Source organism: Curtobacterium sp. VKM Ac-2861, assembly GCF_013204965.1.
Taxonomy (GTDB): domain Bacteria; phylum Actinomycetota; class Actinomycetes; order Actinomycetales; family Microbacteriaceae; genus Curtobacterium.
The window spans coordinates 83982-109864 of record NZ_JABMLA010000002.1 but is presented as its reverse complement, the minus strand read 5'-3'; the positions used below and the strand labels follow the sequence as shown (position 1 = coordinate 109864).

The 25883-nt window shown below is 69.4% G+C and carries 14 protein-coding genes; 8 read left to right on the top strand and 6 right to left on the bottom strand.

Annotated features, from left to right (window positions below):
• Window positions 1-130: 130 nt before the first annotated feature.
• From pstS to HQQ88_RS05270, 4 genes are all read right to left on the bottom strand, one after another.
• The gene (gene pstS, locus HQQ88_RS05285) at window positions 131-1234 is read right to left on the bottom strand and encodes a phosphate ABC transporter substrate-binding protein PstS (RefSeq protein WP_123293275.1); all 1104 of its coding nucleotides are present in this window, start codon (window positions 1232-1234) and stop codon (window positions 131-133) included.
• A gap of 210 nt (window positions 1235-1444) precedes the next feature.
• Window positions 1445-2392 carry an NUDIX domain-containing protein gene (locus tag HQQ88_RS19820; RefSeq protein WP_123293276.1) on the bottom strand — a complete coding sequence of 316 codons (948 nt, stop codon included), beginning with the start codon at window positions 2390-2392 and terminating at the stop codon, window positions 1445-1447.
• Complete coding sequence (locus HQQ88_RS05275) at window positions 2389-4554, bottom strand: RNA degradosome polyphosphate kinase (RefSeq protein WP_123293277.1); 2166 nt, start codon at window positions 4552-4554, stop codon at window positions 2389-2391. The genes HQQ88_RS19820 and HQQ88_RS05275 overlap by 4 nt, the downstream gene beginning before the upstream one ends.
• 75 nt (window positions 4555-4629) lie before the next feature.
• Window positions 4630-5625 (bottom strand): DUF418 domain-containing protein, encoded by a 996-nt coding sequence (locus tag HQQ88_RS05270; protein ID WP_173168863.1) that lies wholly within the window; start codon window positions 5623-5625, stop codon window positions 4630-4632.
• Between the two features lie 214 nt (window positions 5626-5839).
• On the opposite strand from HQQ88_RS05270, the gene HQQ88_RS05265 reads away from it, so the two are divergent.
• The 3 genes from HQQ88_RS05265 to HQQ88_RS05255 all read left to right on the top strand — a co-directional run bounded on the left by HQQ88_RS05265 (window position 5840) and on the right by HQQ88_RS05255 (window position 12010).
• Window positions 5840-6121, top strand: coding sequence for a hypothetical protein (locus tag HQQ88_RS05265; protein ID WP_027466625.1), 282 nt, complete (start codon window positions 5840-5842; stop codon window positions 6119-6121).
• A 106-nt stretch (window positions 6122-6227) separates the two neighbouring features.
• Window positions 6228-11621 (top strand): DUF6531 domain-containing protein, encoded by a 5394-nt coding sequence (locus HQQ88_RS05260; protein ID WP_173168862.1) that lies wholly within the window; start codon window positions 6228-6230, stop codon window positions 11619-11621.
• Window positions 11622-11641: 20 nt separating this feature from the next.
• Window positions 11642-12010: a hypothetical protein gene (locus HQQ88_RS05255; RefSeq protein WP_173168861.1), complete on the top strand. Its 369-nt coding sequence runs from the start codon at window positions 11642-11644 to the stop codon at window positions 12008-12010.
• A 66-nt stretch (window positions 12011-12076) separates the two neighbouring features.
• On the opposite strand, the gene HQQ88_RS05250 is transcribed toward HQQ88_RS05255, so the two are convergent.
• On the bottom strand, window positions 12077-12490 hold the full coding sequence (locus tag HQQ88_RS05250; protein WP_173168860.1) for a hypothetical protein: 414 nt from the start codon (window positions 12488-12490) through the stop codon (window positions 12077-12079).
• An 877-nt stretch (window positions 12491-13367) separates the two neighbouring features.
• Between HQQ88_RS05250 and HQQ88_RS05245 the strand changes: the two genes are divergently transcribed.
• Both HQQ88_RS05245 and HQQ88_RS05240 read left to right on the top strand, forming a co-directional pair.
• A complete protein-coding gene (locus HQQ88_RS05245; RefSeq protein ID WP_173168859.1) occupies window positions 13368-14543 on the top strand; it encodes an RHS repeat-associated core domain-containing protein in 1176 nt (391 codons plus the stop codon).
• A gap of 13 nt (window positions 14544-14556) precedes the next feature.
• Window positions 14557-15018, top strand: coding sequence for a hypothetical protein (locus HQQ88_RS05240; protein WP_131846035.1), 462 nt, complete (start codon window positions 14557-14559; stop codon window positions 15016-15018).
• A 1519-nt stretch (window positions 15019-16537) separates the two neighbouring features.
• On the opposite strand, the gene HQQ88_RS05235 is transcribed toward HQQ88_RS05240, so the two are convergent.
• Complete coding sequence (locus HQQ88_RS05235; RefSeq protein ID WP_173168858.1) at window positions 16538-17131, bottom strand: hypothetical protein; 594 nt, start codon at window positions 17129-17131, stop codon at window positions 16538-16540.
• Between the two features lie 252 nt (window positions 17132-17383).
• On the opposite strand from HQQ88_RS05235, the gene HQQ88_RS05230 reads away from it, so the two are divergent.
• From HQQ88_RS05230 to HQQ88_RS05220, 3 genes are read left to right on the top strand one after another with little or no spacing between them, the layout of a single operon-like run.
• Entirely contained in the window at window positions 17384-20143 is a 2760-nt protein-coding gene (locus HQQ88_RS05230; protein WP_173168857.1) for a hypothetical protein, read from the top strand.
• Window positions 20140-21546, top strand: coding sequence for a hypothetical protein (locus HQQ88_RS05225; RefSeq protein WP_173168856.1), 1407 nt, complete (start codon window positions 20140-20142; stop codon window positions 21544-21546). The genes HQQ88_RS05230 and HQQ88_RS05225 overlap by 4 nt, the downstream gene beginning before the upstream one ends.
• Before the next feature lie 36 nt (window positions 21547-21582).
• On the top strand, window positions 21583-25800 hold the full coding sequence (locus tag HQQ88_RS05220; RefSeq protein WP_173168855.1) for an FtsK/SpoIIIE domain-containing protein: 4218 nt from the start codon (window positions 21583-21585) through the stop codon (window positions 25798-25800).
• The last annotated feature ends 83 nt before the right edge of the window (window positions 25801-25883 follow it).

The window sequence follows — 25883 nt, the reverse complement described above, 5'->3', positions numbered from 1 at the left end:
GGGATGGTGCGTGGTGCGTGGCGCTGGTCGGACGGGCGCTGGCGGTGGAGCCGGGCTGCTCGCGTCGCGACGAGCAAGGGCCCGGACGCCGGTCAGGTGGGTGGGACCGGCGTCCGGGCGCTTGAGGGTCTTACTTGATGGAGTCGACCGCGGCAGCGGCCTTGTCGGCCAGGTCGGACGACAGGGCGGCCGACTTGGCCTCCTTCGCCGCAGCGTCCTGGGCGTCGCCGGAGACGACGTAGTTCAGGAAGCCCTTGACCAGGTCGGCCTTGTCCGAGTCCTTGTACTCCTGGCACGCGATGGCGTAGGAGACGAGGACGAGCGGCCAGGCGCCGTCAGCGGTGTCCTTGCGGTCGATGTCGATCGCGAGGTCGTTGTCCTCGCGGCCGGTGGCGACCTTCGAGTCGGCGACGACCTGCGCGGCGCCGTCGGCCGAGATCTCGGTGGCCTTGTCGCCGACCATCAGCTTCGCCTTGTCGAGGTCACCCGCGCCGGAGTCGTCGATGTAGGTGATCGCGTTGGAGGCGCTGCCCATGGCGGAGGCGACACCGGAGGTGCCCTTCGCGCTGTCACCGACCGAGTACGGGAAGGTCTGGCTCGGCTCTTCGGTCCAGACGTCGCCGGCGTTCGCGGAGACGTACTCCGAGAAGTTCTGCGTGGTGCCCGAGTCGTCGGAGCGGTGCACGACCGTGATGTTCGCGTCCGGCAGGTCGACGCCGTCGTTCAGGTCGGCGATCTGCGAGTCGTTCCACTTGGTGATCTTGCCCGAGAAGATGCCCGCGATGGTCTTCGCGTCGAGGGTCAGGTCGCTGACGCCGTCGACCTTGTAGGCGATCGCGATCGGGGAGATGTAGACCGGGATGTCGATGGCCTTGGTGTCGGCCTTGCACAGGTCGAAGGAGCCCGAGAGCTCCTCGTCGTTCAGTGCTGCGTCGGAGCCGGCGAAGTCCGCGGCGCCCGAGATGAAGTTCTTGCGGCCGGCGCCCGAGCCGTCGGGCGAGTAGTTCACCGTGACGCCCTTGGCGACGTCCTGGAAACCGGCGGCCCAGGTGGCCTGCGCGGTCTGCTGGGCGGACGAGCCGGAGCCGGTCAGGGTGCCGGTGAGGCTCGAGGAGCCGGTGTTGCTCGAGGAGGACTCGGTGCTGCCCGCGTCCTCGTTCGCCGCGCACGAGGAGAGCACGACTGCGCCGGCGATCGCGATTGCTGCGATCGAACCGATTCGCTTGATGTTCACAGGGGTCCCTTCGGGGATGGGGTGCAGTGGGACCACTGCGGTCCCTGGGCCGGTGCCGACCCGGGAGCGACTGTAGGGACGCGAGGTGACGGGGATCACGCGCGTTGGTGAACGGAAGGTGAACGAGGGGTTGTGCCGACCGGGAGGCGCGGATCGCGTTCCGGGCGCGGCGGACGCCCGGCACGTGGCCGGGTGCAGGGCGTGCGGTCGCTACGCCGGGATCGTGTTGCGGTGCGTCTCGACGGCGACGAGGGTCTCGCCGGCGATGTGCATCACCGAGAAGTCGCCGACCGAGAGCATCGCGGCGCGGCGGAGGTCGAACCGGCCGGAGTCGTCGGCGGTCGCGGTGGCGATCCGGGCGATGATGTCCGGCAGCACCGGCCCGTGCGAGCACAGCACCGCGGTCTTGCCCTTGTCGAGCCGGCGGCGGACGATGCCCTTGACGTCGGCGGCGCCGCGGTCGTGGGCGTCCTGGCTGATGTCGGGGGTGCTCGAGACGCCGAGCTTCGTGGTGGCGGACAGCGGTTCGACGGTGGCGAGGCACCGGGCCGCCGTGCTGCTCACGATCTTCTTCGGGCCGAACGCGGCGACGGGCGACGCAGCGGCCTTGGCCTGGGAACGACCGACGGGCAGGAGCGGACGGGTGGCGTCCGGGCCGTTCCAGTCGGAACCGGGCACGGTCTTCGCGTGTCGCAGCGCGATCAGGGCGAACGTGCGGTGGTGGCCCGCGGCGGCGCGCTCGGCGAACCGGTCGAGGATCGCCACGTCGCGCTCGTACGTCAGACGGTTGCGGGCGTCGTCGATCGTGACCCACTCGAGGGCCGCGACCTCGTGGTTCGGGGTGAAGTCACCCGCGCGGGCGTACTCCTTCGACGAGACGCGGGCGGCCCAGTAGTGCACGACCTTGTCGCGACCGTTCGGCAGCACGTACTCCGCAGTGCCGAGCGGGGCGCCGAGGTGCACGCGGTACCCGGTCTCCTCGTCGATCTCGCGCACGGCGGTCGTCGGGACGGCCTCGCCCGGGTCGACCTTGCCCTTGGGCAGGGAGACGTCCTTGTGGTGGTCGCGGTGGATGAGCAGCACGAGGGGCGTGCCGTCCTGTTCGCGCCAGACGACTGCGCCGGCGGCGAGGACGGGGCCCGAGGGACCGCCGCTCACCGAGTGGAGCGCTTCCGAGCCGAGATCTTCCGCATCGTCACATTCTGCACGTCTTCGAGCGGGCGACCGTCATCGTCGGTCGAGTGCCGCGTCCACTCACCGTCGGACTCGAGGTGCCACGAGCTCGCGGTGTCGGCCATCGCCAGGTCGAACATCGCGAGCACCTCGTCGATGTGGTCCGGAGCCGTCAGCCGGACGAGGGCCTCGACGCGGCGGTCGAGGTTGCGGTGCATCATGTCGGCGCTGCCGATGAACACCGCCGGGTCGCCGTCGTTGTGGAACGCGAACGCACGGGAGTGCTCGAGGTACCGCCCGACGATGCTCCGCACCCGGATGGTGTCGCTCACGCCCTCCATCCCCGGCTTGAGGGAGCAGATGCCGCGCACCCAGACGTCCACCGGCACGCCGGCCTGGCTGGCCAGGTACAGGGCGTCGATGATCTGCTCGTCGACCATCGAGTTGACCTTGATCCGGATGCCGGACGGCTTGCCGGCACGCGCGTTGTCGGACTCGGTCTGGATCCGCTTGAGCAGCCCCTTGCGCAGGTGCAACGGCGCGACCAGCAGCCGCTTGAACTTCTTCTCGATCGCGTAGCCGGACAGCTCGTTGAACAGGCGCGTCAGGTCCTTGCCCACGGTGTCGTCGGCGGTGAACAGGCCCATGTCCTCGTAGATGCGCGAGGTCTTCGGGTTGTAGTTGCCCGTGCCGATGTGGCTGTAGTGCTTGAGCGTGCCGCCCTCTTGCCGGATGACGAGCACGAGCTTCGAGTGCGTCTTCAGCCCGACCAGGCCGTAGACGACGTGCACGCCGGCCTTCTCGAGCTTGCGGGCCCACGTGATGTTGTTCTGCTCGTCGAAGCGCGCCTTGATCTCGACGAGCGCCAGGACCTGCTTGCCCGCGGCGGCCGCGTCGATCAGGGCCTCGACGATGGGGCTGTCACCCGAGGTGCGGTACAGCGTCTGCTTGATCGCGAGCACGTGCGGGTCGGCCGCGGCCTGCTCGAGGAACGCCTGCACGCTCGTCGCGAAGGACTCGTACGGGTGGTGCACGAGGACGTCGTTCGCCTTGATCGCACGGAACAGGTCGGGCTTCGTGTTCGGTTCGCCCGGCTGGAACTGCACCGGGGTCGTCGGCACGTGCTTCGGGTAGTGCAGGTCCGGGCGGTTGATCTTCGAGAGCTCGAACAGGCCACCGAGGTCGAGCGGCGACGGCAGCCGGAAGACCTCCTGCTCGGTGATGTCGAGTTCGCGCACGAGCAGGTCGAGGGTCACCGGGTCCATGTCCTCGGTGATCTCGAGACGGATGGGCGGACCGAACCGGCGACGCAGCAGCTCGCGCTCGAGTGCCTGGATGAGGTTCTCGGCCTCGTCCTCCTCGATCTCGACGTCCTCGTTGCGGGTGACCCGGAACACGTGGTGCTCGAGCACCTCCATTCCCGGGAACAGGTCGTCGAGGTGGTTCGCGATGAGGTCTTCGAGGGGGATGAAGCGCATCCGGCCGGAGTTGTCGTCCGGCAGCTTGATGAAGCGGGAGAAGTTCTGCGGCACCTTGAGGCGCGCGAACTCCTGGCGCTGCGACTTCGGGTTGCGGACCCGGACCGCCAGGTTGAGCGAGAGCCCCGAGATGTAGGGGAACGGGTGCGCCGGGTCGACCGCCAGGGGCATGAGCACCGGGAAGATCTGCTCGTTGAAGTACTCGCGCATCCGGAGCCGGTCGGCCTCGTCCAGGTCGGACCAGTGCTCGACGTGGATGCCGGCGGCATCGAGGTCGGGCTTGAGCGACCCGATGAACGCCTGGGCGTGCCGGTCCTGCAGCTCGTGTGCCTTCTTCGCGATGTCGCGCAGGACGTCGCTCGGGGCGCGGCCGACGTTGGTGGGCACGGCGATGCCGGTGTCGATGCGGCGCTTCAGGCCCGCGACCCGGACCATGAAGAACTCGTCGAGGTTGGACGCGAAGATCGCCAGGAAGTTCGCCCGCTCGAGCAGGGGCTGCGTGCGGTCCTCGCCCAGCTCGAGCACGCGCTGGTTGAAGCGGAGCCAGCTCAGCTCGCGGTCGAAGTAGCGGTCCGACGGCAGCGACTCGTGCTCGATCTCGACGACCTCGTCGAAGTCGTCGAGGTCGGGTGCGACGGATTCGCCGTCGAGCTGCGGTTCGGTGTCCATGTCCACATCCTGCCACCCGGGCTCCGTGGCCGGAGGGCGTCCGGTGGACGCTGTGGAAACACGCGGTGAACGCGCTCAGCCGGACGTCGACGGTCGGCGCAGGAGCGGGACGTGGCCCCACCGCGTCACGACGCGCCACGACCACTCGACCGGGCCGTACGTGAACCGGCGCAGCCAGAGCCGGCTCGCGATCGACTGCACCGTGATCGAGAGGACTCCGATCACGACGACCGGCCACGAATCGGCACTGTGCCGCAGGTCGAGGGCCGGTCCCGCGACCCAGGCGATCACGGCCGCGGCCACGAAGTTCGTCAGGGCCATCCGGCCGAGCGGCTCGAACACGGCTGCGAGCACGCGCTGCGCCGGAGTGTGCCAGAGCAGGGCGAACCCGGCCGTGTACGCGATCGCCATGACGACCCCGGCGATGCCGCCCGGTGTGGTGAAGCGCGGATCGCCGGGCGTGGTCGTCTGCCACAGCACTGCCGGGACCGCCGCGACGGCAGCGACGCCGAACACCACGCCGATCCACCTGGTGCCGCGCTCGGCGACCCACGGCAGCCCGAACGCGGCCGACCCGGCGCCGAGCAGCATGAGTCCGGGCAGGCTCAGCACACCGCCGCCGGTGGACACGTACGCGGCGACCGTCCCCACGGCCCCGAGCAGCAGCACGGGGAGCCGGGGCAGCAGCAGGACGAACGGCATCACCACGAGACCGACCACGCCGTACTCCGCCAGGATGTTCCCGGGGTAGATCAGCCAGAGCAGGGCACCGATGGCGAAGAGGGCGACCAACCGGCGGACGAGCACCGCCCAGACGGCCGCACCACGTCGGCGCGCGCCGTCCTGCACGAACCACAGGCCCATGCCGAACAGGAACGCGAACACCGGGACGAAGCGCGTCTGCACGGTGAAGTCGAGCACGTCCCGCACGGGGTCGTCGTGCATCGGGTCGAGGGCTGCCCCGATCTCGGTGATGTCAGCGATGTTCACGGCGATGATGCCGGCGAGTGCGAACCCGCGGACGGCGTCGAGCAGGTGTGCGCGGTGGGGGAGTTGCGGCGAGGTGGTCATGCCTCCGATCCCAGCGGAGGGCGCACCGGTCTCGCGTCGTTCCGACGGATGATATTCCGTACATCACCAGAAGTACCGCGCTACGGCGAGGAGGAATGGTCACGATATACGAACGGTGACATCTGCGCCGGATTGTGGGTATGGTGGGTCCCGTCAGAGCCTCCGGGGGGATTCCACTGCGCGGGGGTGCAGCTACGAATGAAAGAGGTTCATCATGTCGCGTGTCCTTTCGACCGAGCAGGCCAAGACCGCCATCCGTCAGGTCCAGTCGATCATCAACGGTGGTTTCACCGACCAGATCTCGCAGCTCGACGCCCAGGGCCGGATCCTGTCCGACTCCAACGTCTGGGACGGCCCGCTCGCGGCGACCTTCCGTGGGTCGACCTGGCCGGAGACCAAGGCCGCCCTCGACAAGGCGAAGACCGAACTGGAGCAGCTCCGCACGCAGCTCGACAAGATCTCGCAGGACATCTTCACCGCGGGTGGCGGCGCGTAAGCAGCCACTCGTTCCGCCCGGACCGTCGCGCTCGCGGCGGTCCGGGCGTTCGCGGTCGGTGGGGCCGCGTGACCAGCACGACCAGTACGACTTCGGGGGATGAACCATGGCTGACCTGCACGGCAACGATCCGGTCGAGTTCGACAACGCCACGGCCGACGCACTCAGCACGGCACTGAACGGCGCGGCCGAGTCGATCGAGGGACAGGCCGGCTCACGGCAGTCCTACGTCACCACCGCGTCGCAAGAGTTCCGCGGGCACTTCTCCGAGCTCTTCGCGCAGAACGCGTCGACGGCAGCGTCCGACGGTTCGACGATCGCCGCGAACCTCCGCACCGTCGCGGGGTGGGTCGACAAGATGAAGGTTGCCGCCGAGCGGGAGAACGCTCGTCGCAAGGAAGCCCGCGACTGGGAAGCGGAGTACGGCGACCGGAACTTCTTCGAGTGGGTGCACGACAAGGTCGCCGGGGCGCCCGTGCCGCCCACCGTCCACCACGAGGACGCACCGACCTTCGACCAGGCGACCGGACCGAGCACTCCGCGCCAGACGCCGAACCCCGGCTCCGCTGGCGGGGGTGGGGGCGGGACGTCGTCCGCGAAGCCCGCCGACCTCCGCTCGTTCGCCACCGGGTCGTCGACGCTGAACCAGTCCCTCGACGGCAAGCCTGCCGGTCTGCGCGGCAAGCTCACCGACTTCGCGGCGAAGTGCTCCTGGGGGCACATCGACGCGACGAGCCTGGTGAACGCCTTCGAGCAGTGGATCACCGCCAACGGCCAGGACGTCACGTGGGCGAACACCATCGCCGACGCGTTCGCTGCTGCCGGCGGTGAAGGCGCCGTCTCCACGGTCTCGGATGCCGCGCTCGCCGCAGCCCTGGCTGCCGCGGGGGTCTCGCAGTCCCGCACGGACCTGCAGTTCGATCCGCCGTCCGCCTACGGGGCCCAGCCGACGACCGGCTACTCGATGGACCCGGTCAACACCACGACGGGCAACTTCCTCGAGCCGGAGCTCGACCTCGGGTTCACCGGTGCATCTGCAGCGCTGCAGGTCACCCGCATGTACAACTCCCTCGACCAGCACGTCGGGCTCTTCGGTCCGGGGTGGGCGTCGATCCTCGAGACCCGGCTGCTCATCGACGACGAAGGCGCGTCCTTCGTCGGTGCTGACGGCCGCCAGGTCCGGTTCCCGCGCGACGGCGAGGGCTGGGCGCGCGGAGTCGGCGAGAACCGCTGGCTCGCGGCCGAGGGTGACCGGCTCGTCGTCCGCGACAACCAGGGCGGGCGCATCGACTTCTCGCCGTCGGGGCAGTGGCTCGGACAGCGCGGCGGAGCCGGCACAGCGGTCCGCATCGAACGGAACAGCGACGACGTCGTCGTCCGCCTGGTGCACGAGCGAGGCCGCTCGATCGACGTCGACCACGTCGACGGCCGGGTCACGGTGCTCCGCGCGTCCGACGGCCGCCGCGTCGAGTACGGGTACGACGACCGGGGCCGCCTCGTCACGGTGACCGATGCCGTCGGCACCCGGACCTACGGCTGGAACGACGACGACCTGATCACCACGGTCACGAGCGCGGCCGGTGTCGTCGAGGTCGACAACACCTACGACGACCAGCGCCGCGTCGTCGAGCAGGTCAGCCCGCACGGCCGCACCGTGCGCTTCGCCTACCTGCCCGGTCGTGTCACGGTGGTGTCCGACCACGACGGTTCCCGGTCCAACTCGTACATCGCCGACGCCAAGGGGCGTCTCGTCGGGGTCATTGACTCCGACGACCGCCGCCAGTCGATGAGCTACGACCGCCACGGCAACCTGGTGTCGGCGACCGAGCGCGACGGGTCCGTCACCGTGCACGCGTACGACGACCGCGGCAGGAAGACCCGCACCGTCACGCCGTCCGGCGGTGACCTGACCTACGGGTACGACGAGCAGGACCGCGTCACGACCGTCGTCACCGAGGCCGGCGCCGTCGTCACCTACGAGTACGTGGGCGACGACCGCGACCCGTCGGTGATCACCGACCCGGTCGGCGGCCGGACGGAGCTGACCTGGCGAGACGGCGCGCTCACCCACGTCGTCGACCCGACCGGCGTGGTCCTGACCTTCGACCACGACGCGTTCGGCGAGCTCGTCGCGACCACGAACGCCGTCGACGCCACCGCTCGGATCGAGCGCGACGCCGCCGGTCGCCCGGTCGCCGCCGTCAGCCCGTCCGGCGCCCGGAGCGAGTACCGCTACGACGCAGCGGGGCTCCTCGTCGAACGGCGTGACGCCGACGGGGCCGTCTGGCGCTTCGAGTACGGCGCCGGCTCACGCGTCGCAGCGGTCGTGGACCCACTCGGAGCACGCACCACGTTCGACTACGCCCCGAACGGTGAACTCGCGACGACCATCGACCCGCTGGGTCGGCGTGTCTCGCGGACGTTCGACGACCAGGGGAACCTGGCGGAGCTCGCATTGCCGGGCGGCGCGGTCTGGACGTTCGCGCACGACGCCTTGTCGCGCCTCCAGGCCGTCACCGACCCTGCCGGCGCGACCTGGCGTCGTGAGTACGACGTCGTCGGCGAGCTGACGGCGACCATCGACCCGACGGGCGTCCGCCAGGAGTTCTCGGACGACGTAGCGACCGGCGTCGCGACCCTGCGCGACGCCTTCGACTCGGCGACCGTCCGGTTCGACGAGTACGGCCGACCGGTCGAGTCGAGCTCCGACGAGACCGGTTCCGAACTCGTCACCTACGACGCTGCCGGCCGACCCGTCGAACTCGTCGACGGCGAAGGCGGCCTGACCCGACTCGAGCGCGACCTCGCCGGCCGTGTCGTGGCGTTGGTCGCTCCCTCGGGCGCGCGCTCCACGTACGAGTACGACGCCTGCGGGCGTCCCGCCGCAGCCACCGACGCCGCGGGGGAGCGGACGACGCTCACCTACGACGCGGACTCCCGTGTCGTGGCCCGGACCCTGCCCACCGACGAGGTCGAGGAGATCACGTACGACGCCGTCGGGCGCGTGGTCACGCAGACGACTCCGGGTTCCGGCACCGCGCGGTTCCGCTACGACCAGGCCGGGAGGCTCGTCTCCAGCCACGACGCACGCTTCGGCCGTCGTCGGTTCCGCTACGACCCCGCGGGCCAGCTGATCCAGGTCGTCAACGGTCTCGACGGGGTCACCTCGTTCGAGTACGACGAGCGCGGGCGCCTGGTGACGATCACCGACCCTGCCGGCGGGACCACTCGACGCGAGTACGACGCCGCCGACCACGTGGTCGCTGTCACCGATCCGCTCGGACGGACGACCACGGCGGCCTACGACCCGGCCGGGCGCCAGATCCGCCAGACGGATCCCGACGGCCGCACCACCGAGTGGACGTACGACGCAGCCGGCCGCCAGCGGGCCGTGCTCGTTGACGGTGCCGTGCAGTCGGAGATCACCCGCGATGCCGTCCACCGAACGGTCGTCGTGTCGGACCACACCCGTGGGGCAGGCCGGACGATCGAGCACGAGCTCCAGCACGACCGCCGTGGCCTGCTCGTCCGCCGAGCCCGGGGCGACCAGTCCGTCGCGTGGGAGTACGACGCCGACGGCAACCGCACCGCTCGGGTCGACCCGAACGGGACCCGCACCACCTACCGTCGCGACGCCGTCGGCCGGGTCGTCGGGGTGGACCGTGACGGCACCGCTGCCGGCACGTTCTCCTACGACGCCTCGGGGCGGATCGTCCAGGCGGCCACGGGCGACCTGGTGCAGTCGTGGTCGTACGAGGGCGGCGCCCTCGTCGCACACACTTCGACCACGCTCGACGGTGCCACCAGCACGCGGATCGAGCGCGATGCCGATGCGCGGATCACCGCGGTCGACGGACCGTCCGGAACGGTGTCGTACGAGTACGACGCTGCCGGCCAGCTCGTCCGCGCCGGGGTCTCGACGTGGACCTACGACGACCGTGGGCGGCTCGTCGCCGAGACCGTCGGCGGGGCCGAGACACGCCACGAGTACGACGCTGCCGGTCAGCTGGTCGCGACGATCACCGAAGCCGGCCGGATCGAGTACGTCCACGACGGTCTCGGTCGACGCATCCGACGGACCGCCGCTGACGGATCCACCACCGAGTACGCGTGGTCGGACCTCGGGTACCTCGCTGCCGTCGTCGACCGCGACGCCTCGTACGCTGAGACCGGCCGGCTCGACGTCTGGGTCGATGCCCTCGGCGAGCTCGCCGAGGTGGGTGGGGTCGCCGCGTGGTGGGACTCCGCCGCGGTCGTTCCGTCACTCATCAGCATCGCCGACACGTCGCTGCTCGACCTGCCCGGTGGTGTCACCGCGATCGGCGATGCTGTCACGCAGCCCGCGTGGCGCACTGCTCGCGCGACCGACGCTGCGGACCCTTGGGCGGCGCTCGCTGCCGTCACCGACGTCGGGCTGCCCGCGGGGGTGGCACTGACCGGCTCGGGCGGGATGTCCGTCGCCGGGTTGGAGTGGCTCGGCGCACGTGTGTACGACCCTGCGGCGCGAGGCTTCCTGTCGGTCGACCCGCTCGCGCCGATCCTGGGTGCGGCGTGGTCGGGGAACCCCTACTCGTACGCGGGTAACGATCCGTTGCAGGCCGTCGACCCGCTCGGGCTGCGGCCGGCGACGGACAAGGACCTGCAGGCGTACCGGGATGCGAACCAGGGTGCGATCGCGGCTGCCGGGAGCTGGTGGAACGACAACTGGGAGTACGTCGCCGCAGGTGCTGCGATCGGACTGGGTGTCGCGCTCATGTGCACCGGGGTCGGCGGCCCTGCTGGAATCGCGCTCATGGCTGCGTCTGGGGCGTTGCTCAGCGGGGGCGTCTCGGTGGCGTCGCAGAAAGCACAGACCGGAAAAGTAGATTGGGGCAGAGTCGGAGTTGACACTGCTGTGGGCGGCGTGCTCGGTGCAGCCGGTGGCGGAGCAATGATGTTCGGCAAGGCTGCCATGGCAGGCGCACCTGCAGGCCAAGCGGCGCGAGCCGTCGCGGTCAACATGGGTGTCAACGGAGGGGTCGGTGCTGTGAGTGGTGGTGTGACCAACCTTCAGAAGAACGGCTGGCAGATCCGCAACGGGTGGGAGTTTGCGGGGGACGTCGTCGGCGGTGGTGTGTCCGGTGCTGCCGGAGGAATGGCTGGTCCGGCCGGGGGCACGATCGCTAAGGAAATCGGGTACTCAGCGTCCGGAGCGCTCGCTCAGGGGACGTCCCTGGTGCTGAGCGGCGCATCAACGGCGGCCGGGACGGCAGTTAGTCAGGTGATCAGCGGGGACGGAGTGGATCTCGGCACTGTGGCGCAGAACGGAGCCACGGGTATGGCGGGCACGTACGTCAGCGGGAGGATCCTCCCGGGTCAGCACGGAGTGGATACCCTTGCGCAGATGCCCTACTTCCACCCGCGAACCCCCTCCGGCGCGTTCAACTTCTTGCAGAAGAACACGAGCACCTTGTGGGGATCGGCCGTCGGCGGTTCGGTCGTGGGAGGTCTTTTCGGATGACGAGTCGATCAAGCCGTCGAATGCGACCTTGGTTCGTCGATGCCGTTGCAGCCCTCGCTTGCCTGGCAATCGCCTGGTGGCGCTTGCGGAGTGGTCCCCAGGACATCAACGTCCCCGCGGCGATCATTGTCGGTGCCGTTGCGCTCGGCTACGGGAGCGCCGTCGGATGCTGGTCGAAGCTGAACGATCGTCGCCCGGTGGTACTGGCCGCGCTGATGGTGGTTGTGATCTTGGTCTTCATCGGCCTCGTCGGCGCTGCTCGGCCGATTGCGGGTCTTCAATGGTTGTGGCTTCTCACCGCCTTTGCCGGTCTGATCAGTGGCGCAGCGGTCGGCGATCGCGTGAGCGTACGGCTCCGGGGAACTGCGCAACCGAGGATCCAACGCTGACCAATCCTGTGTGAGCTGCTTGGTACAGACAAGCGGTGTCCGTTGCGGAGTCGACGGGGCAGTGGGTCAGCGCGCACATTCTCGTAGCCAAGAATGCAGTCGCTCAACTTCGACCGCCGTGAGCGTGTGCGCGACGGCCTCGACGTTCGGCGTGATGACGAGAGCGATTGCGTCGCCCGGCACGTTCTGTCGCGCCGCATCGATGGGTGCTCCCGTGACCTGTTCTCCGCCGAAGAACAGGAATGCGGTCGGAGTCGAATCAGACTCGATCTGTTGCACCCGACGGTTGACAAGGCTCGAGAGCTCTTCGCCACGAAACACGGCGACGACGCTCGCAAACTCCATTGTCACGATGAGCTGGAGGCGACGGGTCAAGCCGCGGGGTTCGGCGGAAGCTGTGATCCGAAGACCGCCGGAATCCCACGTCGACGGTGACGGCATCTGGATCGCTCCCGCCCTGGAGGCACGCTTTTCGAACATGCCGAAATGCTACTGACGTGTGCTGCTGGGCGGGCCGCCCGCGAGCAAGAAGGCCCTCGCAGACCCCGCTGAACCGGTCAGATCGACGTCCAACGGAGACGGCTCCATCACCCTCGGCGCCGACGGCCGTCCCCTTGAAGCCGACGACGGCGCGGGCGGACTGACCCGCCTCAGACCTGATCTCGCAGGCCATCCTGCTGAGGATCGTCCTTTCTGGCGTCGGACGACGCTTGCGACCGATCAATTGGGTCGCCGCATCTCGCGGACGTTCGACGACCAGGGGAACCTGGCGGAGCTCGCGGTGCTTGGCGGCGCGGTCCGGACGTTCGCGCACGACGCGTTGTCGCGCCTCCAGGGCGTCGCCGACCCCGCTGGCGCGACGTCGCGGCGACCGTCGACCCGACGGGCGTCCGCCGGGAGTTTTTCTCGCGATGTCGCGACGGCCGAGACGATCCTCGTCAACGGTCTCGACGCGGCACCTCGTTCGAGTACGACGAGCGCGGGTGCCTGGCGACAATCACAGGCCCTGCCGGCGGGACCACTCGACGCGAGCACGACGCAGCCGACCGCCGCGATGCCGTCGTCGGGATGGATCGTGACGGCGCCGCTGCCGAGACGTTCTCCTGCGACGCCTGGGTCGTATCGCCCAGGCAACCACGGACGATCTGGTGCAGTCGTGGTCGGCCGACGCATCCGGCGGACCGCCGCTGACGGTTCGACCACCGAGTACGCGTGGTCGGACCTGGGGTACCTCGCTGCCGTCGTTGACCGCGACGCCTCGTACGCTGAGACCGGCCGGATCGACGTCTGGGTCGATGCCCTGGGTGAACTCGCCGAGGTGGGCGGGGTCGCGGCGTGGTGGGACTCCGCCGCGGTCGTGCCGTCACTCATCAGCATCGCCGACACGTCGCTGCTCGACCTGCCGGGGGGTGTCACCGCGATCGGCGATGTCGTCACGCGGCCCGCGTGGCGCAGTGCTCGCGCCACCGATGCTGCGGATCCGTGGGCCGCGCTCGCTGCCGTCACCGACGTCGGACTGCCCGCGGGGGTGGCACTGACCGGTTCCGGCGGGGTGTCCATCGCCGGGCTCGAGTGGCTCGGCGCCCGTGTGTACGACCCTGCGGCGCGGGGCTTCCTGTCGGTCGACCCGCTCGCGCCGATCCTGGGTGCGGCGTGGTCGGGGAACCCGTACTCGTACGCGGGCAACGACCCCTTGCACGCGGTCGACCCGCTCGGGCTCCGGCCGGCGACGGACAAGGACCTGCAGGCGTACCGGGATGCGAACCAGGGGGCGATCGCTGGCGCCGGCAAGTGGATCGCCGACCACAAAGAAGCGATCCTGGCAACCGCGATGATCGTCGGGGCTGTGGCCCTCATGTTCGTTCCTGGAGTGAACATCGCAGTGATGGCGTTGGCCGCAGCCGGGTCGGGTGCGCTCATGGCCGGCGGGATCTCGATCATTCAGCAAGGTCCCGACAGCGGAAAAGTGAACTGGGGAGACGTGGGGCGCCAGATGGCGATCGGCGGAGCGGCGGGTTTGGTCGGAGGTGGTGCCGCCGGAGCCATCGCCAAGTATGGAACTCAGGCGACCAGGGCAGCCCTCCCGGCGATTCAGAGCATCGGTAACACGGGCGTTCGGAACGCAGTTCGTGCTGCAGTAGGCACTACGGGGCAACGAGCGGTTTCAGGAGGCTTGCAGCAAGCGACTTCGAACGTGCTCGACTACCGGATCAACGGCGAGTACCAGAACATCGGTGGATACGCGCAAGCGTTCGGGAGCGGCTTCGCTACTGGCGCAGGCGGCAGCGTCTTCGCTGGCAAGCTCGCCGGTGACCTTCGGCTGCCTCTGGTGAATAATGATGGCGTCGTGTCTCGAGCTGCCGGACTGGTCAACGAGGGCGCAGACCTCGCTGTCAATCATGTTGTCGGAGCGGGACAGTCCGTGGCCAACGAGATCGTGCGACCCAACGGTGACCGGGGGGCGGATTTGCTCCCGGATGCTCTGGGCGGACTCATCTCCGGGGCGAAGGGGCCACGTTGGCCCGGACATTGAGAGGGTGTGTGTAATGAGCGACGGTTCAACCGCGCGATCCGTCAGCAACGGTCCAGGTCATGTGAACAGGGAAGCCTACTCGAGGTCGCGTTGGATTCGCTATTTTTCGGCGCTCGGTGTATTGATTCTGATAGTCCTTGCCGTGTTTGTGGCTCCGGCGTCGCTGAATGCCTATGATGCGGCACACCACACCTGGATATCCTGCGAAGTGCAGTCCGCCCATGCGGAGACCGGTAGTAACGTAAGTCGAACGGGAATTGGCGGTTCACGTGCCGAGGTTGAAATACGCACGAAGGGTTGCGGGTCGCTGCTGCTGCGCGAAGGTGTCACCCAGGCGAACTCAAAGCGCGTTGCCACCAGTTTGGAGAAAAGTCCGAAGGTCCAGATCGAAGTAGGGTCGGGGTCCTACGCCATCCGATCGATTCTTGGCTTGATAAACCGCTTACCTACCGCTTACGGGTTCCGCGCTGCATAGCTCGTCGCATTGACTGGGTCATCCACCATCCCGAATCCAACCAAAGAAGGGGGGCGAAAGCCCTGGGTCATCCTCGCCGTTTGGGCATTCGGCGTCGGGGCATCACTCATGATCCTGCTTGTGTGGCCTTATTGGATGAGCGCGTACGACGAAACGCACCGGAGGGCCGTGGCCTGCGATGTTTCTGATGCAGAAGTCTATGCAGGGTCCACGGTGAGCCGGACCGGCTTGGGTGCCCCGTTCTCGTACGTGAAAGTCGAGACGCGAGATTGTGGCGTACTCATCTTGCAGGGTGTCAAGAAGACAGTACAAGAACGGGTCGCACGGGACTTAGCGACTGGTGGGGAGACGCGGTTTTCTGTAGGCAAAGGGTCATGGTGGTTCCGGAGTGCGCTTCACGTGATAAATCGATACCCAACGGCATTCGATTACGAGCGATGAGTTCGCTTTCCTTGTCTTGATTCTTGCAGCATCTACATCGCCTAGCGTTGCGCGAGGGGAGATCCTGCGTCGGCTGATCGGCTCCCCTGCAGCTTCGAGCAGTCTGTCGGCCGTCTGCATCGGAAATACTGAATGCGAAGCGGTGGGATTGGGCTCGATGAGAAAGGCAACGGACGAATGAATGAGGCTCCCGCTGCTGCGACGAGCCGGCAGGATGCCGTGAGCCTCTGAACCAGCTGCGTGGTGGCGTTGGCCGGATCGGGCGTAGCGACTATCGAGATGGCGAGCTGGATCGGAAGCATGATCGGCCTCGGCTGACGGCAAGACTTGAATCATCTTCGATCGGATACGCGAATGGCAGCAGGCATGGTCCGGTGAAGCTTGCGTCGCGGCGAACATATTACAGTTCTCGATCCTTTCCCGATGTGAGTGGATGAACCAGGAGTAATGGTGCGACGCCGTCGACGTATAGAACGCAGCAGGGAGCATGGCCGACGGACTGCGCGGCACATAAGAAGTACCCGTGGTCGTGTTCTTCGTGACCGCGCTAGCGCGATCGTCGTTCTCACGGGTGTCGTGGTGGTCCCTGTCTTGGCATTCGGTGTCGGCCCGTGGGTATTAGGGCAGTATGACGATGAGCACCGCGTGAACGTTGTCTGTCGCGTCCGGTCCGTTGCTGCGGAAGTTCATTCGTCGAGGGGTGGTTCGCAGCCCCAAGTGAACTTCCACACCGACTGTGGGAATCTGCTTTGGGTTGGTGTGAATCGCTCGAACATGAGCGATATAGCGTCCGCAGTGAATGCGGGCGCAGAATACCGTTTCGAACTTGGCGCTGGCTCGTTCAAGCTACGGAAAATGCTCAAGGTCGTGAAAGTGGTCCCCACGATCTACCGCTACGCAGAGGTACCCGGATAGCATCTAGACGGTTGGCGGATGAATGGCGTAGTGCTGCTCTTGCACGCGAGGGTGGGGCTTTGGTTCCTGGCGCGACCGAGCCCTCTCGCCGCGTGTACGACGCGCGATAGTGAGCAGATCCAATCTGCGCCGTCATGTCTGCGATTGCACAAGCGGCGCGCGGTCAGCGCCCGAAGACCCGCACGAAGTCGTTCCACTGCGTCGGCGCACGCTGCTCGAGCCATCCGCACAGTTCCGGGTAGGCCGCATCGATGGAGATGACGCTGATGACGCCGCGCTGCCCGTTCACCTTGATGTCCAGGCCGCCGAACCGGTTGGTCGTGGGACGGATGTGCTTGATCGCCGTCGGGTCGACGGTCCGTGCTGCGCGGAACATCGGGGTGACCACCAGCTGGGAGTCGTACGCCTCGACACGACGGCGCTTCTGCCCGACGCCGAGGTAGACGAACAGGATCCCGAACAGCACCATGGCGACAGCAGTGATGAGCATCCCGATCGCGTCAGGGTCGTCGAGCAGCGTGAGCGTGGCGAGGAAGAAGAACCCTCCCACGACGATGAACACGATCCCGATGATGCGGAGCAGCAGGTAGTTCCACCGGCGTGCGCGGACGGTGAAGAGCACGCCGTACGCCTCGTCGCCGACGACGGTGGACGGTGGTCGCTTGCGATCGCTCCGGCGGACGAGCGCGCTGACGGCGGCCGGGATCGCGATCATCGCGATCATCGCGATGAGGACCGGCGAGAGGTTGAGCGTCACCGATCTGCCCCCGGTCGTGCGTGCGGACGTCGTCGTTCGATGGGCCCGAAGCCCTGGTCCCCCTGGATCATGCGTGGAGAGTACCAGCGCGGTTGTGGACAGCAATCGCGCGACGCTCGGGATGCGATACGTTGTATGCCAGTCGGGGCCTGTGGCCCGAACGGGGGCGGCCAGGGTGGCCGATCCGCGCGGACCCGACGTCATCGAGCAACTAGCATCGATGTGCTCGACGATTCTCTTGGGGGGAAGACCGTGATCAACCAGCGTGCCGGGAACACCGGAGCACGAAGCACCACTCGCCGGCTCGTGGGGGCGGTCGCCGTCACCGGCATCGCCGCGCTGGTGCTCGCCGGGTGCACGTCCGACGACAAGCCGGTGGCTGACCCCTCACGGATCCTGCAGACGGTCGACACGCGTCTGGCCGCGGACGGCTCGATCACGTCGATCTCCGACACTGCGATCTCCGTCGCGGGCAAGGACTCCTCGTCGGCGACGACCGACCACGACCCCGCCAAGGCGGCTGGCGACCTCCCGCTCCGCATCACGACGCAGTACTCGACGTCCAAGAAGACCGGTACCGACCTCGCCGACCTCGACGGGTACTCGGGCCGGATCGCGATCGACCTGACGATCGAGAACCTCACGGTCACGTCGAAGAACCTGACCTACGACGTCGCCGGCACCTCCCGCTCGACGCCGGCGCTCGTGGGTGCGCCCTTCAGCGTCGCGGCCTCGACCGTCCTCACCGGCACCGCGGCCGACCGCATCGTCACGGATGCCGCCGACTCCGGTTCGTCCACCGACGGCGTCGTCAGCACCAACGAGGACGGCGACGCGGTCGTCCAGTGGGGCCGCCTGCTGGCCCCGCCGACGTCCGGCGCGAGCAGCACGCTGCACCTCGTCGCCGACGTCAAGGACTTCACGGCGCCCACGTTCGACGTCGCCGCGCAGCCCGGGCTGTCCACGGACCTGTCCTCCACGGGCGTCGTCAACGCGGCCTTCGGGTCCGACAGTGACTCCGAACTCGCGCTCCAGCGCCGCACCATCGACCTCATCTCGCAGGTGAACGAGGTGCTCGCACGAGCGGGCGGCACGATCACCGAGGTCCGGTCGAACCTCGAGACCACGTCGAAGACCCTCGGAGTCAGCACGGCCGAGCGGCTCAAGGAGAGCAGTTCGTCCCTGGCGGGCACCATGCGGTCCCTGTCCGGCGAGCTCGGCTCCCTGAACGGCGACCTCGGCGCGACCGTCAAGGCGACACAGTCCACCGTGCTGCAGCAGCTCCAGCAGACCACCACGAGTCTCGACAGCCTGCTCGGCGACACCTCGTCGACGGCGCCCGCTCCGGTACTCGACGGGAACGGATGCGCGGCGACGCCGAAGACCTCGGCCGCGGGCGGCAGCGTCTACGGCAACCTGCTCCGCGTCTCGTCGCAGCTCGAGGGCTACGCCGACGCGAGCGAGGCGTGCAAGCAGCAGGTCAGTGCGCAGTTGGCGGGATCCGTCGGCCCGGCGTCACCGGACGCAGCGACGTGCGCCCCTCAGGAGGCCCGTGGATCGTTGACCTGCGCGCTCTGGGAATCGTCGCGTGCGGTGAGCACCTCGTTGATCGGTCTGGTCAGCACCGGGCAGCAGCTCGCCGACCAGCTCGACCCCAAGCTCGCGGACACGGCGATCGAGCAGTCGAATGCCCTGCGCGCCAAGCTCGGCGAGATCGACACCGCGGTCCAGGCCCTCGGAAGCGACGGCACCGGCGAGGTTGCTCGCTCCCTGCAGACTTTGCAGGACCTGCGTGACCAGACCGCCGACGACCTCGGCCCCGTGCGCGACGCCGTCACGACGGTGAACCGGCAGGCCATCGCAGCGAGCGGGCTCGTGGGCAACGTCGACGATGGTCTGTTCAGCACCTCGATGCAGGCGCAGAACCGTGTGGTCGCCGACCAGCTCTGCGCCCTCGCGGCAACCGACCAGCTCGACGCGGAACAGGCGGATGCGCTGCGGGGCTACCTGACCGCGACCCCCTGCCCCGGCGCCGAAGAGGGCACGACGCTGAAGCCCGGTGGACGTTTCAGCACCCCGATGGATGAACGCCTCACGGACCAGGCGAAGCAGTGGGACGCGGTGATCGCGGCAACCGATCTCCGTTCCGCGACCGGCATCGGTGCCGCGATCACGACGCTGTCCGACGATGTCGATGCACTCGACGACGGCATCGCGGAGGTGCGTCGAGCGGTGCGCAACGACGGGGGTTCGGTCGACGGCGCAGCCCGCCAGCTCGAGGAACTCGTCGAGCAGGCAACGAAGTCGAGCGATGTGGTCGGCACCCAGCTGACCGCGATCAGCGCCCAGCAGACCGAGCTGCAGGACGCCGTCCGCAAGGCCTTCGCAGACGCGTCCACGCAGTCCGAGAAGGACGTCCAGAAGATCATCGACCAGCAGGTGCGGCAGGTCAGCGAGACGGCGAAGGGCAGTCGTGACGCCGTCATCTCGGCCTTCGACAAGTCGATCGCCGGCCTCCGGTCCACCTCGGGAGAGGTCACGAAGGACTCGAAGGGCACGATCGACGAGCAGAAGAGCACGCTCGAGCAGGAAGGCTCGGAGCTCTCCTCGGCGGTCGACCGGCAGACGGCGTCCAGCCTTGAGCGGATCGCGGCCAGCACGAGCGCCTCGACGCGTGACGTGCAGGGTGCTTCGACGCTGCTGACCGGCGACCTCAACCGGGTGATGCTCGACCTCGGCGACCGCAAGGTCAACGGCTCCGGCATCCTCGGCGCCATGGCCACGAGCGCGGCGAAGTCCGACTCCGCCGACTACCAGCTCGCCCTGGCATCGCAGAACGCCGCGGGGTACGCGAACGTCCGCGCCGAGGACGTCGCCGGCATCCTGCTCCAGCAGGAGCAGTTCCGTGCATCGCTCGATGCGGCGACGACCCTGCCGGCGTTCCAGCTGAAGGTCCCCGCCAGCGCGACGTCGACCACGCTGTACACCTTCCGGATCGGGGCGGACCGATGAGCGACCAGACGACCGAAGTCACGGCGACGGAGAGCGCCGACGGAACGCGTCCGCGCAGCCGCCGTCCGCTGCTCTTCGTCGGCATCGCGGTGCTCCTGGTGGCCGCGGTGGTCGCCGCCGTCCTGACGTTCCGGGTGTTCGGCAGCAGCACCCCGGCCGAAGCGGTCTCGGCGACCGTGCCGGTGAAGATCACGGTGGGGCACGTCCCCGCGAAGACGACGATCGGCGTCATCGTCACCCTCGGCGACGGCGAGGGATCCGAGTGGAACGAAGCGGCGCAGGGTGCGCTGGTGGCGGAGCGTCGGCTCGCACTCGGCGGCACCGACGTCGCGCTCGTCACGAAGAACGACGGCGGGACCGCTGCCGGGGGCACGGCCGCGGTCGAGGCCCTCGCGAAGAGCGGGGTCGCGGGCATCGTCGTCGCCTCGTCGGGCAGCCACGTGTCCGGCGCCCTCACTGCTGCTGCGGCGAAGGGCATCCCGGTCGTCCTGCCCTACGCTCCGGCGGAGAAGGACTCCTGGTCGACGGCGCCGGCGGCTGGCTCGATCAGCACGGCGATGACCACGGCACTCGGCGACGCCGACGCGCCACTGCTGGTCGACCTGGGCGGCGGTGCTCCGGCGGGCCTGCGGGTCGCGCACGTCCTGGACGGGGACGACACCGCGGACGCTGCAGCGCTGGCCACGACCGTCGCCGAGCGCACCGGCGCGACGAGCAACGAGGAAGACGCCGATGCCGATGCCAACGCGAAGACGGTGACGCCGGACTCCGACGCGGTCGTCGTCAGTGGCTCCGCGCAGCGCCAGGGTGCCTTCGTCGCCGCGCTCCAGGCCGAGAACGTCACGGTGCCGGTCGTCCTCACCCCGGATGCGACGAGCCCGGCGTTCGGCGCAGCGCTCGTCGAAGCCGGCGGCAGCCTGAGCGGCGCCTTCCGGACCGTGGGTGTCGCCACCGACGACGCCCGAGCGCTCGCCTCCGATGCCGGGGGCCGCGCGATGTCCGCCTTCCTCGGCGGTGTCCGGGTGCTCGCCGGTGACCAGGACGCCGAGAACCTGACCGGTGACCAGCCGTTCTCGGCGGTCGCGGGCGCAGCGGACTCGCGCAGCCACGACGCCGTCATCGCCCTGGTCCGCGCCGTCGGTTCGGCGCGGAGCGTCGAGCCGGCGGACGTCACCGATGCCCTCGCCACGCTCGACCTCGACGCCGATGCGGGCATCGCCGGTCCGGCACTCGACTTCACGCGGCAGCAGGCCCTCGGGACGCCCGCGACGGTGCTCGCGGCGTCGGCACAGCAGCTCGGTCTCCGTCCGGCCAGCACCGCGTCCGGCGACGGCACCGGGAGCGGAACCGACGCTGCCCGGACCGCGTCGCTCGTCTGGTTCGACGACTCCAGCACGGACTGACCCACCCACGCACCGACCCGGAAGAGGAACGCGAGCATGCGCCTGTTGATCGAGCTCGACGACCGACGTGATGCGGTCGAGGTCGACGGGTGGTCCGGCGCATCCTCGCTCGGGGACCTCGTGTCCGCGGTCATCGGCCTCACGCTCGAACCCGGCACCACCCTGGCGGTCGACGGGCACCGTACCAGCGTCGACACCCCGCTCCGTGACCTCGTGCTGCTCGAGGGCTCCCGTATCGGCCGGACCCCCGAGGAACGTCCGATCGGCACCGACGGCTGGACCGTCACGCTCGCCGGCGGGCTCGAAGCCGGCCTCGTGGTGCCGGTCCCGCGCGGGCGGAAGCTCGTGGTCGGACGGGCACCGCAGGCCGACGTCGTGCTCCCCACCGAGAGCGCGTCGTGGGAGCACTGCACCGTCGAGCGCGAGGACGACGGTGTCCGGGTGCGCGACGCGGGATCGACGAACGGCACCGTCATCGCCGGGGAGCGCATCGATGCCGAGGGGGTCCTGCTCACCGGGACGACGAGCGTCATCGTGGGCGGGGCTGTGCTGCTCGTCCGGCCGGCGCTCGACGAGGTGCCCGTGCCGGCGGCCGGCTCGATGGCGAACCTGACCCCGGCGGCGACGGCGCCGTTCAACCGTCCACCGCGCGCCGGACGGACCTCCGACGCCGAGACGGTCGTGCCGCCCGGACGCAAGGACGTGCCGCCGGCGTCGAAGTTCAGCTGGATCACCGTCGCGGCGCCCCTGGTGCTCGCCGGTGCGATGGTGCTCCTGCTCGGTGACGCGCGGTTCGCGCTGTTCGCCCTGCTCTCCCCGGTCACCGCGATCGGTATGTGGTTCGAGCAGAAGCACCGCCGCGCGAAGAACCTCAAAGAAGAGGACACCCGCTTCGCCGAGGCCGTGGAGTCCTTCCGCGGTGAGATCTCCGAAGCCGCGGCCGTCGAGGCCGCCCGCCGCCAGGAGCTCGTGCCCGATCCGGCGACCGTGGTGCGGCGAGCCGAGCTGCCGACCACCCTGCTGTGGCAGCGCCGCTCGGATGACGAGGACTTCCTGAGCCTGCACGCCGGCACCGGGGACGCTCCTTGGCGGCCCGAGGTCGACCAGCGTGCAGCGTCCGCGAAGCTCGAGGACGAGGCGAAGGCCGCCATCGCCGACAGCCGTCTGACGGCCGCGCCGGTGGTTGCCGACCTGTCCGACGCCGGCGTCGTCGGGATCGTCGGCGACCGTCAGGGCGCCCTCGCCCTGGCGCGCAGCCTGCTCACGCAGGCCACCGTGCACTGCGGTCCAGCGGACCTGACGGTGGGCGTCTTCTGCGACGCGGGCCGCGCGGAGGACTGGGGGTGGGCCTCCTGGCTGCCGCACGCGCGTGTGGCGGGGAGCAGCACCGGCGCCCGCTGGATGTCGGCGCAGCGCGACCAGAGCGCGGCGATGCTCCGTGGCCTGCGGGAGTCGCTCGACGAGCTGCCGACGCCGAACCTGCTCGTCGTGGTCGACTCCGAGGTGCTCACCGAGGGACGGGATGCCCCTGCCCGCAACCTGCTCGGCCAGGGCCGCTCGGTGCCCGGGCGGTCCCTGCGCCCGGGGGAGCGACCACGGCGGGTGAGTGGGATCGTCATCGCGACGAACGAGCAGCAGCTCCCAGCCGCCTGCACGTCGATCATCACGGTCGGTGCCGATGCCGCCGCCACGGTCTACCGCCCAGAGGACCGGACCCGTGTCGAGGACGTCGTGCTCGCCGGCCTCAGCGTCGAGACCGCCGAGCGCAGTGCCCGGAGCGTCGCCCACTTCGACGATCCTGAACTGCTGGTGCCGGGGGCGTCCTTGCCCTCGCTCGTCCGCCTGCCCGAGCTGTTGTCGAGCGCGGGGATCCGCGCGGCGTGGGACGCCCGCACGGGCTTCTCGACCCCGATCGGCTCGTCCGAGAGCGGTGTGCTCGAGATCGACCTGGTGCGCGACGGCCCGCACGGCCTGGTCGGCGGCACGACGGGTTCCGGTAAGAGCGAGTTCCTCCGGTCCCTCGTGGCCGGGCTCGCCGCGCGCAACGACCCGACACGCTTGAACTTCCTGCTCGTCGACTTCAAGGGCGGTGCGGCCTTCGCGGCGTGTGAGCGCCTCCCGCACACCATCGGCACGATCAGCAACCTCGACGAACAGCTCGCCGACCGTGCGATCCGGGCACTCGAAGCCGAACTCGAACGACGTCAGCGGGTGTTCGCGGCAGCCGGAGCCGACATCGACAACCTCGATGCCTACCTGGCGACGAAGCCGGTCGAGCCGATGCCGCGGCTGCTGCTGGTCGTCGACGAGTTCGCGATGCTCGCGAAGGACTTCCCGGACGTCCTGACGTCGCTCGTCAGCATCGCGGCCGTCGGCCGAACGCTCGGCGTCCACATGATCCTGGCGACCCAGCGGCCGGCCGGTGTGGTGAGCGAGGACATCCTCGCGAACACGAACATGCGGGTCGCCCTGCGGGTGCAGAGCCGCGAGGACTCGACGAACGTCATCGGTGTCCCCGCCGCAGCCGGGATCGGTCGACAGCAGACCGGCCGCGCCTACGTGAAGCTCGGGCAGGACGACATCACCCCGGTGCAGACCGCTCTGGTCACGGGCCGAGCCCGTGACGAGCGTGCCGAGCAGCCGGTCTCGGTCCGTCCGACGGATGTGTTCGGTGTCCCCGCGCCGATGCCGGCACCGGCTCCGACCGCGTCGGACGTCACCGACCTCGACCAGCTGATCGAGGCGATCGGGCAGGCGAACGAGGCTGCCGGGTACCTCCCGCCGCGTCCGATCTGGCCCGAGGCGCTCGGCGACCGCGTCGGGCTCGCCGCCCTGACCGACGGGCGACCCACGACGGTGCCCGTCGCGCTCGCCGACGACCCGGACCACCAGCGCCAGGTCACCACCGGATGGGACCTCGACGAGGGCAACCTCATGCTCATGGGCATCCCCGGCAGCGGGACGAGCACCGCCCTCGCCACGATCGCGCTCCAGCTCGCCGCCGCGTCGAGCCCCGACGAGCTCGACCTCCTCGTGCTCGACATGGGTCCGGGGGACCTCGCTCCGCTCGCACAGCTACCGCACACGACGGCCTACGTCGGCTCCGGTGCGGGTGCGGGGGAGCTGCAGACGCGGTTCCTGCGGCACCTCCGCGTCGAGCTCGAGCGTCGCCGTGCGGCACCCGGTGGGCGCCGTGCCGTGGTGCTCATCGACGGCCTCGCCGCCCTGCGCGACGAGTACCAGGACTTCGAGGGGCAGCAGCTGCTCGACGCGCTCTACCGGGTGTACGCCGAGGGTCCGGCGCTCGGCATCTCGTTCGCGGTCTCCACGACGCGCGCGAAGGCGGTGCCGTCGGCGATGGACGAGGTCACCACGCAGAAGTGGATGTTCCGCCTCGCGGATCCCTACGACTACGCGTCCATCGGGGTCCGCCCCAAGGACGTCCCGCCGCCGGTGCCCGGCCGCTTCATCGACTCGACCAGGCGGCTACAGTCGCACGTCGCGACGCCGGACGTCCCGCTCGCGCAGGCGGTCGCACGGATCGCGGAGATCCGGTCGGACGGTACGAAGAAGGCCAGTGCGGTCGGCCGGCTGCCCGACGCTGTGCTCGTGGACGAGCTCGGTGCCGGAGCGGTGTTCGCGGGTGAGCCCTGGCGGATCCCGATCGGCATCGCCGAGGACGACCTGCAGCCGGCGTCCGTCGAGGTCTACGACGGCGAACACGTGCTCGTCGCCGGCCCGGCGCGGTCCGGCAAGTCGAGCGTGCTCCTCGCCGTCGCCGAGCTCGCACGGACAGCCGAGGGTGTCCGTCCAGCGGTCTGGGCGATCTGCGACCGCCGGTCGCCGCTCGCCTCGGGTTCGTTCGACCGCATCGCCGTCGGCCCGGACGAGGTCCCGGCCCTGTTGGCCGGGCTGCGGCTCGAGCGTGGACCGGTGCTGCTGTTGATCGACGACGCGGAGCGGTTCGAGGACGGCGACCAGGCCATCGCGACGCTGCTCACGACCGAGCGCCCCGGACTGTGCGTCGTGGCGGCCGGCCGGTCCGCGGACCTCCGGTCGCTGTACAGCCACTGGACCCGAGCGGTCCGGAAGTCCCGGTGTGGCGTCCTGCTGCAGCCGGACGTCGACTACGACGGCGAGCTCCTCGGTGTCACGCTCCCGCGTCGTGCACCGGTCGCGCTGACCGTCGGCCGCGGCTACGCCGCTTCAGGCGGGACCGTCCGTCTCGTGCAGACCGCGTCTGCTGTCAGCTGACGGAGACGCCGAGACCGTCGACCTGGAGGCCCGTGGCTGCGTCCGCCACGGACGGCAGGATCGACCCGCAGTCACGACCAGAG